The organism is Spirosoma arcticum (assembly GCF_054779955.1).
Map to the genome: position 1 here is coordinate 1 of NZ_BAAGXG010000041.1, position 11880 is coordinate 11880.

11 protein-coding genes are annotated in these 11880 nt (G+C 43.9%); 4 read left to right on the forward strand and 7 right to left on the reverse strand.

The window, feature by feature from the left end:
- Positions 1-220 precede the first annotated feature (220 nt).
- Positions 221-631, reverse strand: coding sequence for a hypothetical protein (locus tag ACYVHB_RS32505; protein ID WP_461056215.1), 411 nt, complete (start codon positions 629-631; stop codon positions 221-223).
- A 541-nt stretch (positions 632-1172) separates the two neighbouring features.
- Between ACYVHB_RS32505 and ACYVHB_RS32510 the strand changes: the two genes are divergently transcribed.
- Positions 1173-1838 carry a hypothetical protein gene (locus ACYVHB_RS32510; RefSeq protein WP_461056216.1) on the forward strand — a complete coding sequence of 222 codons (666 nt, stop codon included), beginning with the start codon at positions 1173-1175 and terminating at the stop codon, positions 1836-1838.
- 96 nt (positions 1839-1934) lie between these two features.
- Here ACYVHB_RS32510 and ACYVHB_RS32515 read toward each other — a convergent pair whose 3' ends face one another.
- The 5 genes from ACYVHB_RS32515 to ACYVHB_RS32535 form a co-directional block, all read right to left on the reverse strand.
- On the reverse strand, positions 1935-2543 hold the full coding sequence (locus ACYVHB_RS32515; RefSeq protein WP_461056217.1) for a DUF1579 family protein: 609 nt from the start codon (positions 2541-2543) through the stop codon (positions 1935-1937).
- A 326-nt stretch (positions 2544-2869) separates the two neighbouring features.
- The gene (locus ACYVHB_RS32520) at positions 2870-3445 is read right to left on the reverse strand and encodes a DUF7010 family protein (protein WP_461056218.1); all 576 of its coding nucleotides are present in this window, start codon (positions 3443-3445) and stop codon (positions 2870-2872) included.
- Between the two features lie 456 nt (positions 3446-3901).
- The gene (locus ACYVHB_RS32525; protein ID WP_461056219.1) at positions 3902-4813 is read right to left on the reverse strand and encodes an IS3 family transposase; all 912 of its coding nucleotides are present in this window, start codon (positions 4811-4813) and stop codon (positions 3902-3904) included.
- Positions 4814-4839: 26 nt separating this feature from the next.
- On the reverse strand, positions 4840-5232 hold the full coding sequence (locus tag ACYVHB_RS32530; protein WP_461056220.1) for a transposase: 393 nt from the start codon (positions 5230-5232) through the stop codon (positions 4840-4842).
- A gap of 358 nt (positions 5233-5590) precedes the next feature.
- Positions 5591-6601: an LGFP repeat-containing protein gene (locus ACYVHB_RS32535; protein WP_461056221.1), complete on the reverse strand. Its 1011-nt coding sequence runs from the start codon at positions 6599-6601 to the stop codon at positions 5591-5593.
- 229 nt (positions 6602-6830) lie between these two features.
- Between ACYVHB_RS32535 and ACYVHB_RS32540 the strand changes: the two genes are divergently transcribed.
- Both ACYVHB_RS32540 and ACYVHB_RS32545 read left to right on the forward strand, forming a co-directional pair.
- Positions 6831-8381 (forward strand): histidine kinase, encoded by a 1551-nt coding sequence (locus tag ACYVHB_RS32540; RefSeq protein WP_461056222.1) that lies wholly within the window; start codon positions 6831-6833, stop codon positions 8379-8381.
- 25 nt (positions 8382-8406) lie between these two features.
- Complete coding sequence (locus ACYVHB_RS32545) at positions 8407-9147, forward strand: LytR/AlgR family response regulator transcription factor (protein WP_461056223.1); 741 nt, start codon at positions 8407-8409, stop codon at positions 9145-9147.
- Positions 9148-9842: 695 nt separating this feature from the next.
- Here the strand turns inward: ACYVHB_RS32545 and ACYVHB_RS32550 are convergent.
- A complete protein-coding gene (locus tag ACYVHB_RS32550; RefSeq protein WP_461056224.1) occupies positions 9843-11135 on the reverse strand; it encodes a C45 family peptidase in 1293 nt (430 codons plus the stop codon).
- A gap of 325 nt (positions 11136-11460) precedes the next feature.
- Between ACYVHB_RS32550 and ACYVHB_RS32555 the strand changes: the two genes are divergently transcribed.
- Complete coding sequence (locus ACYVHB_RS32555; protein ID WP_461056225.1) at positions 11461-11736, forward strand: hypothetical protein; 276 nt, start codon at positions 11461-11463, stop codon at positions 11734-11736.
- Positions 11737-11880: the final 144 nt, after the last annotated feature.

Consider the following 11880-nt stretch of genomic DNA (forward strand, 5'->3'; position numbering starts at 1 on the left):
AATGTCTGGTCAAATACACGTCTTTTCTTCATGGGTACTTTTGGGTTTGTTCCCAAATGTGCCTAAAATCCGTCTCCAGTCAAATGTAGCAAGTCCATTGGCTTACTGAACGGAAAATTGCACATATCAGCAACCAAAACGAACTAACCAACAATCCGAAGATTGTCTTTTAGTTTATTGCGGGGCTTACGCACTCGTAAGGTGAGTGCATGCTGGATGCTTACTTGAACCATTGGGGATCAATGTGACCGAAGTACTCCCGAAAGCCCGTTACTCGACCATCCTCTACTACGAAACCAATGATGTTGTAGCCTTGGTAGGAAAAACCGCCTGACACGGTTCCCACTGAATCGAACTGGAACAGAAAGGTATTTTCTCCTGAGGCCATACCTATGTTGGAAAAGACAAGCTGGTTCGGGGTCTTTTCGCGTTCAGCGATCAAGGCCAGCATGCAAGCTAAGGCTTCCGATTCGATAAATCGGCCCAATAGCGGATGCGAAAATAGGCGAAACGAATCACTCAACAGGGCTTTATAGTCATCGTAGAGGCCAGTTTGCTCACCTCTTGCCCAAGCCTGAAAAGCCAACTGGGCCACGTCTGCCCCGGCGGATGTAGTTAGTTGATCAATCATGGTAAATAGTGTCGTGGTTCGTAAGCTAAGCTTTAAACTAGATTATGAAGGAGTGAGTTTAGGGCTGAGTGGACACTGTGTTCTGTTCATCTTTACAAAAGGAGGATGCCACCTGTAAAGGTGTTTAAATTCTGCAATCTTGCGCATATGTTATAACTACCAATACAGATAATGGTGCTTCTGTTCAATAAACGCTACTCTGTAAACTATATAAATATTTACTCGTGATAGGCCTCAATTATCACGAGTAACGAATTTTATAGTTGTGTTGGGTGACGCTAAAGGATCATGGACATAATTATGGATACACTGCTGTTGATCCCAAGTTGAGGTCTGAGCACCGTTCGCTCGAATCGTCACCACTCCAGCCAATTTTTCGCTTAACTTGGTAAGGAGCAATCTCAAGCGTAATTGGTAGAGCTTACTCATACTGGTTAGACTTCAGAACCATTTTCCGGTTCGGCTTGGCCAGATAAAGACAATATCTTTTTTGATCCATTCACTTACCCTTTACAGACTAAATAACTTCTTCAATTCAATTATGGCCGATAACCCCTATACACCTGACGACAAATTACACTGGGAAATAGCCAAACTACAGGCCGAAACAAAAAACCTCAAGCAAACCTGGATTCGGAATCCTGCTTCTTGGTTTACTATTATTACGACCCTTGTTGCCCTCACCGGCGTGGTCATTCAGTACGTTAAATCTGACGGTGCATACCAACTCATTCAAATTAAAGCGGAACAACTGAAACTTGAAACCCAGCAGATTGAACAACAGAATGCCACCCTGAAGTCGGCCCGAGAACAACTCCGCGCCCAGATTAAGATTGCGGAAAGGGAGTTGGCTACGATCAAAGCCAATCCTTCTTCATCCGCTGATAATCAAGCGCAATTACAGCAATCTCAGGAAGCCATTACAACGCTAAATGCTGCGTTAAAACCAACCGATTCTGGCAATGAGTTTGTCGCGGTCATCGCAACGCTACGCACCGTGAATTTAGCGCTCAACCGAGCCGACACTCTATCTTCTAAAGGAGTTCCTTATCCAGTGGAGGTTTACCAGAAAGGTGTCCGTCAATTTACGCTTACATTGGGGGGCAAAGTGACCTACAACGAAGCCGTAGCACGAGTCAATTATGCTAAGCAAAATGGCTACCCAGATGCGGTGGTACGGCTGGCGGTCAACTGGCAAAAGCAGTAAACCAGCGTTTTATAAACATATAAATAGGTTGTTAGTCCAAGTCTTTTCGAAGGTGGCCCAATTATCGCTGTGGGCTGTGGTCATATCCCCAACTCATTATTTGGCCATGGTTTTGGTATAAATCAATTCTCTAGTCTTTTTCGGACGACCATTTTGATCCTCGTAGTACTCCTCACTATACTGATTAGGGTCAATAAGATGCACCACTTTCCGGTTGTTTTGCCTTACACCGGGTAATACCTCCCGTTCCCACTCGTAGGTAAACACCTTGGTTTGGGCGTCATACTGGCCAATTTGCTGGCCCGCATCGCTACCGATGTGGTTATTGATGGCGGTAGTCACGTAGCGGTTCTTAACATTATCGTAGCCCTCAATCTCTAAACCCTGATAGTTTGCCAGCTTCGTTTTGCCATCGGCAATGGGAATTGGCAGTTGGCCCCCGGTAATCTCTACCTGAAAGAAACGACCCTCGAAGATGGCTGTTCGGACGAGGGTTCCTTTCACAAACGGTAGGTTCTTGTCCTGAAAAGCCCAGATTCCGACCATATTAGCCAGTATGGCATGCTGAGGGCCTGGCCTGGAGTAGTCCAGCAGTTGAGCCATCGTTTCGCGTTCTTTGCTGGGCGCTTTCGAGGGTGATTGTCCTAAGGCCCAATTGGCCATACCAATTAGGGCAAATAGGAGTACACTACTAGTAATTTTCATGGGTTTATTGGCGGTCTGGTGATCGAGAAAGAATTGCCGCTCAATATAGCTACATGGACAAACTTACCTGACAGGATTTGAGGGAATGGCGTAACTTAATGTATTTAGTCTACCTCTCTTAGCCGTTATGGTTATGGACTAGCTCTGGCATATCTGGCAAGATGATCTTAACCTATGTAGACAACAACTACTGATAGAACGGCAAATTTGAGTGGTTACGACAGATAGCATTGGACAGAAAATAAAAAGTTAATGTCTCGCAAAAAGGCTCCTTAATGAGAGGAAGGAGTTTTATAGATCTGCTTATATGGGGGATCCTATCGAATTTAGGGCCTTGCCGACGCTACTTTTTTCATGAGGGAGAAATCATAAAAAAGAATGATGCTGAAACATACTTCGATGAACCCGCCTGTGAGCGTCGTGACCATCGCTTGGGTGTTGGTGGCATAGGAGCCACAAGCGGACAAACCTAAGACACCCCCTAATAGCCAGTATAGTTTGTTCCCGTACAGGGTGTGAAACGTTAAGTATCGGCCGCCGATGATCAACAACATGCCTTGAAAGAACCATTCGGGCCGTAGCAGGGAAAGTCCATAAGCCACAGGGATGCTCATCAGCATAAAAATGGTACCCTCCAGCGCAAGACTAGTCAGCTTGTTGTCTTTGTTAGTCGAAGCCTTCACCCCAAGGAGTCTATTGACCAGTGTGCTAAGGGGGTGGATAAGGGCACCACCGATTAGGAGTACCCAGATCGCCTGGTTGGAGGAGAAACGGTAGCTGACAGCGGCCGTTGTCAGCCAGACAAGTCCGGAGAGGAGAACACCCGTAGCGCCATTTAGGTAAGCGCTGCTCATGTCGGCTTGTGCTACCTGTAAGGAATCGATTTGGTCGGGCTGTTTCATCAATAAAGGTTTAGCTGGCCTAAAGTAAGTATGGCCCAGTATCTGCGAGAAAAGAAAGGGGCTAACAGGTAAATAGACGGTATGAAAGGCTCTTGGGTGGACTAGCTCCACAAAGCGCGGATCGTCTAGACTCAATAAATTCAAGGCTATTTCTGGCTATCTAGCTGTGTTCCTTGTGAACACAGCAAAGGCAGATGATGCTGAGTTCTTAAAATAGTATTTTACCGTTAAAGTAACGACAAGCATGTATCCTACCTACCTTTTCAACAATTTGTACTTTTCATGGTGAGCGATCAGGAAAGACAACCTTTTCGTGAACGCTTTCAAGAATGACCCGTCCTAATTTGTGTTGACCGTTGTCTGATCCTGAAAATAAGTTGTCAGTTTTGGGGTCAAAGATTATTCGTTAATCTTAATCCTGATATAGCGTTGTCAAAGTTGATAAAACAGATGAACTTACCCAAACTGGCCCTGGTCCCGAACTGACTTTGACCGTTTATATACCTTCGGTTTCCAGTGCTTTTTCAGCGGTTGCTCGCTCTGATGAGCCATCACTGGAGTCAAGTAACCACAGCTCATGTGAGGCCGCAGATGGTTATAGTTGTAGATACTTTTGTGAACCGCTCGCTCGGCCTCCTCAAAAGTAACGAACACGCGGTTCAGGCGGAAATCCGTCTTTAGTATCCCATTTACCCGTTCAGCGATGGCGTTTTCGTATGGATCACCTTGCTGAGTCATACTTATCAAAATATTGGCCCCTTTTAGCTTGCGAACATAGTCAAAACTACAGTATTGGCTGCCTCGATCTGAATGATGGATTAATTCCTCTTCCCTTTCCAAATGGGTAGCTAGGGCCATATCCAGGGCCTTCAGGCTTCCTTCTGCCGTCAAGAATGGATGGAGGCAGTAACCCACAATCAGCTTTGAATAGGCGTCAGTTATCAACGACAAATAGCCAAATCCTAAGCCGATGTACAGGTAAGTAATATCACTCACCCAAACCTGCCGGGGAGCTGTTAACACCCTATCAATAAGTAGATTAGGGTATTTATGAAGGCGGTGATTGGAATCCGTTGTTTGAGGTGTCTGTCGACCCTGACGGATGATAAGCGCGTGAGTCTGCAGGATCTTGTGCAACTTATCTCGGCCTAATTTAATACCACTTTTGGCTAATGGTTCTGCTAATAGCAGATGTAATTTCCGGGTTCCCAGACCAGGTACGTCTCGCCTGAGGGCCCTCACCAGATCAAGTACCAACATTGCATGGCTCACCGATCGCTGGGAGCGACTTTTTTTAGCGTGAAAAGCTTGTCGGCTCACACCAAACAGTCGGCAAAGGCTTCCGACCGCATCGGCGGACCGACTCACCTTTGCTATCTCGTTCTCACGAAGGTTTAAGACCGTTTGGGTGGTGCGCCACTGCGACCAGACTTTTTTCGGATCGATACATTTAGTTCTTTTTCAGCGGTCTCAATCATAGTATTGAGCGCTAGGATCAACAAGTTGGCTTGTTGTAGAGTCTGCTCCAACTCTTCATTTCGCTGTTTTAGGGCGGCCATGTCGCGCTTTTGTGTTTGCTTCATGGCGGGTAAAGTTAGCAGGCCTGTCTGCATCTTCTGGCGGTAGAGTTGCACCCAGCTACGAATCGTGTATCCACTGTGAATACCCAAATCCGTCATTACTTGGTTTACATCTTCTCCGCCGAAGAGTATACGAAATACAGCAGTCTCGCGTAGTTGTTCGCTGTACTGGAAGCGGCTCAAGAGGTCTCGAATGTGGTCTCGCATGGTTGTCGATTTTTGGTGAAAATCTGACAACCCATATCAGGACAAGACACTATGTTGAACTGCCAAAACGGTTTTTGTAATTCACTATTATTTCCAGTGGTAGGTACAATTAAATAGACGGTCGGGCGGTGCCGGTAAACATTTAACCGGTCGCTGTTACGCTGCAGCTAATCAATTACAAGTTAAAAGTGTACTGAAATAATTACGACAGTAAAAAGCCGCTCCCGGACTCTGCTGGTGCGGCTTTTTACTGAAGTTTTCTACACGTTGGGTAGTCGCACCGGTTCGGTAAAACTATTCATCAATGTAAATACCTCACTAATTCAGATTGCTAAATCTTGATCTTAATTTTCGGCGGTTAATGATTGGCTATTGCGCCAGCCGATATACTCCAGGTGATATACCCATGCTCAAATTTGCTTATCCGAAGCCCGCCTATAGCATCTATCTCGTCGGAAATCGGATAGCCTAAGGATGAGCGTTCCCAACCCATCGAAGCCCATTTATCTCGAATAGCACCATGAACTTCGTGCGCCCCCAGCGTAGGCGTCCAGTAGATAGAACCACCCTGGAAGTGGTTGTAGCGCCCTACTCCATCTGGAGTAACAGTTTCATCCGTGACCGGATAGCCCAGAAACGAGCGTTCCCAACCCAGTAACTCCCACTTCGCTCGGATATAACCATGAACTTCGTGCGCCCCCAGCGTAGGCGTCCAGTAGATAGAACCACCCTGGAAGTGGTTGTAGCGCCCTACTCCATCCGGAGTACCGAGTTCAACCGTGAGAGGTTCACCTAAAAAAGACGAAGCCCCTCCGAGTACAAGCCACTTCACACGGATATCTCCGATCACGGACGGCTTTTCTGGGGGAAGAATAAGTGAGTCAAAAATGTAGTTCATATTCATCTGAACCACTGCAGGAAAATTGGCCCTCCCCCCGTGTTCGCTGATGTCGCTTATAAATTTAGAGAGACTATTTATGATTTTCGCAGATAATTCTCCAATAGCAGAAGCCGCAGCACCATAACCTGGACCACCTGCCGCAGTGCCGCCAATGGCTGCTGCCTCTTTTATTAATCCTGTATCAAGGGTGCTATGACCTTGAATCTTCATTGTTGCGCGGGTGGAAACGATCACGCCGTTGGCAGCGAATTCCATCTCTAATTGAGCGTGATCATCCGCTGCACCTCCTCTAATGTGATCCAACTTAGTGGATACAAACAACCCGCCCTGTGGTGTAGGTGAAACGGTGGGTTTATAAGTGCGGTAGTTACTACCCGCACTTTTATACTCGGCCGCACTACCGCCTTTCTTGTCCCACTTAGTCAATGCCTGACCTAACTTTTCCATGTCAAATTGAAGCGTGCTCATAAATCGTTTAGTTTGGTTTGTTGAGTTAAAGCTATATTTCTGGGCAAGGGTAGCCCAATAAAACGGGGTCAATAGCTGCTTTGGGTAGGTGAGCAACTTCTTTTTTGAGATAAGCTTCTCCCTCAGTAAACCGGCACTTCACCAGCCATTAGCTACCATTCACACAATAAGACTTTTATACGGATAAAATCGTGAGGAAATTTCTTAATCAATAGCTAAAGTGTGCCCTATGGATTCATCTAAAGTTTTTTGGTTTGGAACTAGTGCAGGACTATCCGTAAGCTGTTTATTATTTATGGGCTTATATGGGATTTGCCTATTTTGGCTAAAGCGGGAAAGTATTTACCTACTTTATGCCTTCTATTGCATTTTTTCTACTTTATATATATTACCGTCGATTATTGAGTTCTTATATCGAATAAATCTTTATGACGTTATTCCAATAAGATTTGGTTCTTTAGAGAGATATATGTTTATAAGGTTAGATCCCTTTTTAAGAGTGACATCCTATGTACTGTATAGCATCTTCATTATTAAAGTAGTTAAGCCTATCCATTCGGCTCGTTTTTGGCGTTCATGTATAGCTTTTCTAATCATATATGCAGGAATTTCGTTGTATTTTCAGTTTGATTTTTTACTTACAGAAGACATAGGTAATTTTATATATTATAAAATTGGATTGCCTTCACAACTATTTTTATTTGTTTTGGACTTTCCAACTATCTTTCTCTTATGTTTTTTGTTGAACATAGTTTGGCATGATAAAAGCGCTTTCAAAGGTTATTTAATGGGAATGATCGTATTAAATCTCACTACGCTACTTGTAATGTTGACTTATGATTTTTTAGTCAACTATAGATTAAACTACTTTAAATCTGGTTGTTATGTTCCTATTGAGAAATTGACTAAGCCTTACTTTATAAGTATTCCTCTTATGAGTTTTGCTTTACAAGGATTCTGTTTTACTCTGGCTCTGGCCTACCGGAACCAAATCATTGAGCGAGATAATACAGCCATTCGGGCTACGTATACCGAGCAACTGGAGCAGGAGCTATCCCAGCGAACTCAGGAGTTGCGAGCGCAAGAGAGACTACTAGAAGAAGAACGCTTCCGTCAACTTGAAGAGACCTTTGAACATAAACAGGCCGAAACCGAAATGGCCGCCCTGCGGGCTCAGATGAATCCCCATTTCATTTTTAACTGTCTCAACGCCATCAAGTACTATTCTACCGATAACGAGAGTTCGAAGGCTACTGAATACCTCACTAAGTTTGCTAAACTGATCCGACTTGTACTTGAAAATTCCCGATCTAACCGAGTGACATTGAATGACGAACTGCAAGCTTTAGAGCTGTATCTGGAAATGGAGGCTATGCGCTTTGGCAGCAAACTGACCTTTCAGATTGAGATCGATCCTGCTATCGATTCGGAGTTTGTTGAAATACCACCCTTGCTGATTCAACCCTACGTTGAAAATGCCATCTGGCACGGTTTGATGCACAAAGAAAAGGGCGGCACTGTATGGGTAAGAGTTGAGCAACCAAAGGAAAATGGATTGCTAATCACGATAAAAGACGACGGAGTTGGCCGGGCTAAGGCTACTGAGCTTAAAAGCAAATCAGCCACTCAGCATAAATCGTTTGGTATGAAGATCACCAGTGAACGGATTGAGTTAATTAACCAAATGTACCATACACAAACCCAAGTGCAGATTCAGGATATGACTGACGCCATGGGTCATTCTATCGGCACGGAAGTTATTTTATGCATCCCAATTTAAATCTTCATTTTAATTTAGTCTAAGCATGCTTAAGGCAATTCTGATCGATGACGAAATGCAAAGTGTTGAGTTGTTAGCCCGCGAACTGGGTGCACAATGCCCGCAGGTTCAGGTAGTAGGCAAAACCACTTCTAGTCAGGAAGGCTTGCGGCTGATTAAGGTCCTACAACCAGATTTAGTGTTTCTTGATATTGAGATGCCCCAGATGAATGGATTCCAGTTACTGGAAAAAGTGGGGGAAATCTTCTTTCAGCTCGTCTTTGTAACGGCCTACAACGAGTTTGCCGTCAAAGCCTTCCGATTTAGTGCGTTGGATTACCTGCTTAAGCCAATAGATACGGATGAATTACAGCAAGCGGTACGTAAAGCCGCACGTCAGCAGCGTGTCGATGGACGCCAGCTTCAGATGTTGCAGCGGCAATTACACCAGCAACAAGTAGCTGACAAGATTGCTGTACCTTACCATAATGCGGTTATTTTTCTGGACTTGAAACACATTATTTACTGTGAATCAGATAACAACTATACAAAGGTTCTTGCCATTGAAAACCACCATTACTTGCTTACTCGTACCTTGAAAGAAGTAACGGAAGTACTTGAGGAGCGAAATTTTTTGCGGGTACATCGCCAATACCTGATCAATCTGGACCAGATCAAGAAATTGGTAAAAGGCGAGGGGTGGTATGTTGTGATGAGCAATGGCAACAGCATTCCGGTTTCTCGCAATCAAAGAGATAATCTTTTAAGCCGATTTGGCGGGTTGTAAACAAGGACGATAAACTGAAAGGCGAATACGGCCAATTCAAGGTATTTTTGCCGGAGCCCACCCACGTGGGTGAAGGGGGTGATTTTGAAGCAAAGCCAAAGCGGGTGGACAATGTCTTCTTCGGGTTGACTAACGATGGGCAAAATTCGTTGAAAGCCCCAATGATAGCAGGTGCCTACCACTTATACATTTACGCGATGGATAGCCACAACAACGTATCAACCGCCAACCTTCCCTTTTATGTAAACGAGTAAGTTGGTTTAGCGACTACTTTTACCGGAGTTAGGCTCAGATTGGCAGCAACCGGTTGAGGACGAGCCTCTATTTGATGAAGGGTCCCTGGAAGAAGGTGCCCGTATTAATTTAACGATTGACACAGCTCTTAAGCGGACGTTGATGATTCGTGGCAAAGATAGCAGAAGCCAGCTAACACTGACAATCTGGCCAGTTCAGGTGTGCCACTTAACAGGATGACTTCCTACCCGGTCTCCTGAGTGGGAGACAATTTATTGCCGGTAGGGTAGGTACGGATGGACCTCTGCTGGTGCACTTAACGGAACTGACCGACGAAGTATAGTCTTTGTGATACAACAGGGCTAAAGATAATTCTACTGCGCACTACTATGAAACGAGTAGATATTCTGTACAATTCATAGGAGCGTTCCGCAACTTGAAGCCAACACATATGGAGCTATTCAGAACACATCGTAAAATCCCCAATAGGCAAACAGCAAAATTAGTGCGACATATATCAAATTATTAAGGGTAATGAGTAATTTTGATGACGTTTGCCAGGTGTTAGTATATAACAGTTTTAGGTTGACTTTTGCTAACGGAAAGATAAGTAGTAACAGTAAGAAGGGTATGTAAGCGGCAATAGTCAGTTCAGAAAATTTTGAATCTTGATAAGGGGCTGGGAAGTAAAATATTGCTTGGTTTCTAATTAAAACACTTACGTAGTGCAACAGAATGATACTGATAGGGAACAGTAATAATTTAACAACAATATACGAGCCTTGCTTGTTGGTGGCTGCCTTTCTATTCCTTACGTAACTGACCAGAAAGAATAATGATGAAAAGAGAAAAACGACCCCACAACAATAGAGAAACATTAAGATAAACGCATCATTTTGAGGTACTTTAAAGCTCATCAAATTTTCGTATTCACTATTATTGGGAAATAAACTGACCATGTCCAAAACATGGTCACCTTTAAATAGTTCTTCTTCAAGGTTGAATTTCAGTTCATGTTTATAATCATGATAAAAATACAAGGTGAACTCGCAGTTTTGAAGATCGGCAATAGATGAATACATTGTACCGTCACCCAGTTTGGGTCGACATTCATGCATGGTGTCTACCAGGGCCAGACAATAATTAAAATTAATACCCGATTGGTGGTTGCTGATGTATTCACGACCTCTCCGATACCGACCCCAACCTAACTTTTCCTTTTCAGACGTGATGGATGGACAAAAATTGGCGATAATATAGTTTTTATCGTTACCTATTATCATTGTGTCTGGCTCCATCACCAGATATCGCCCCGACTTATCCGCGAATAACAATTCACCCTCACGCATCCCTTGCCGGTTAAATTGGATTGCATAATGCCTTACATCGTCCACAGTTCTGCAAGTTTGCATGATGTGTTTGATGAAGGCTGAAAAATTGGTAACCGTTTTTCTTGTCGGGTCTATCTTGACTTTTTGGGGATGAATGGTCAATCCATCAAAAGCAAGTCCTGCTTGATTCATGCCACCTTGGGGGGAGAGGTTCGCGTAGCCTACGTACAAAGCGCCTAATTTTCCGACGAGAGCCTTTTCAAACCAGATTTTTGCTCCTATTCGCCAAGAGTCTTCATTATTACCCAGATACGTTCTACCGTTTGTAGTCACCTTGCACATACTACAAGCTGAAACGTTTAAACAAGCAAGGTTTAGAAGTGCAGCCAAAGCAAACACTAAATTTGGTTGGACAGGCTTCATAAGGCTTTATTATCAGTAACTTACGAAGAGATAATTTAGTATGTGAAGCAATTAGAAACGAAGCGTTGCGAAGTCAGGGCAGAATCAAGTTTGTCTAATCACGATTAGGAAAGCATCGAATCTTGATTAAAAAGCAACGCCCACTAATCTGTGAGCATAGACGGACTTGTACTTTTTAAAGAAATGTTCTTTAATTTGTTTAATGTTAAGAGAATATTTCCAGAATTATCCCGCCAGTCGAGCCACTAAAACAGCCTAAAACCAATTCGCACTAAAGTCGTAAATTTGGTTTGCAAAGTCCCCTCTATTCGGGTTGTACAACGGCATGGAAAACAAGCTTGATGCCAAGAACCTAGCCCAGTTTCGCCTGACAGGTACGCCCGATGGCACGCTATTGGTGAGCTTTTATCACTTAGATACTTTTAACCAGGAGGCCGTTAACTGGCATATTGCCAGCCTACTGGTGGAGAACCGCCTGAATGCGGAGGTACTCTATGAAGGCAATTTGCAGAACAACACCCATTATCAACCCGCGATTTACAACCTGTTAAAGCGGGTAGAGGTGTATGTTAACTGTGTACGAATCGAACGAGTGAAGTAGTCAATTCTTTGACCTTGGTTAACATAATTGCTACTTATACAACAAGTCGTATGCTACTGATTTCTGTGTACAGTAAATTGGTAAGCTCATGTATATTAGCGTATTACAACGAAATAAGAAAAATAGAAAGTCGCGGCATTTCAA

Excerpts from the sequence above, each read along its gene's own strand:
- ACYVHB_RS32505 (WP_461056215.1), bottom strand. The coding sequence starts at position 631 with ATGATTGATCAACTAACTACATCCGCCGGGGCAGACGTGGCCCAGTTG.
- ACYVHB_RS32510 (WP_461056216.1), top strand. The coding sequence starts at position 1,173 with ATGGCCGATAACCCCTATACACCTGACGACAAATTACACTGGGAAATA.
- ACYVHB_RS32515 (WP_461056217.1), bottom strand. The coding sequence starts at position 2,543 with ATGAAAATTACTAGTAGTGTACTCCTATTTGCCCTAATTGGTATGGCC.
- ACYVHB_RS32520 (WP_461056218.1), bottom strand. The coding sequence starts at position 3,445 with ATGAAACAGCCCGACCAAATCGATTCCTTACAGGTAGCACAAGCCGAC.
- ACYVHB_RS32530 (WP_461056220.1), bottom strand. The coding sequence starts at position 5,232 with ATGCGAGACCACATTCGAGACCTCTTGAGCCGCTTCCAGTACAGCGAA.
- ACYVHB_RS32535 (WP_461056221.1), bottom strand. The coding sequence starts at position 6,601 with ATGAGCACGCTTCAATTTGACATGGAAAAGTTAGGTCAGGCATTGACT.
- ACYVHB_RS32540 (WP_461056222.1), top strand. The coding sequence starts at position 6,831 with ATGGATTCATCTAAAGTTTTTTGGTTTGGAACTAGTGCAGGACTATCC.
- ACYVHB_RS32545 (WP_461056223.1), top strand. The coding sequence starts at position 8,407 with ATGCTTAAGGCAATTCTGATCGATGACGAAATGCAAAGTGTTGAGTTG.
- ACYVHB_RS32550 (WP_461056224.1), bottom strand. The coding sequence starts at position 11,135 with ATGAAGCCTGTCCAACCAAATTTAGTGTTTGCTTTGGCTGCACTTCTA.
- ACYVHB_RS32555 (WP_461056225.1), top strand. The coding sequence starts at position 11,461 with ATGGAAAACAAGCTTGATGCCAAGAACCTAGCCCAGTTTCGCCTGACA.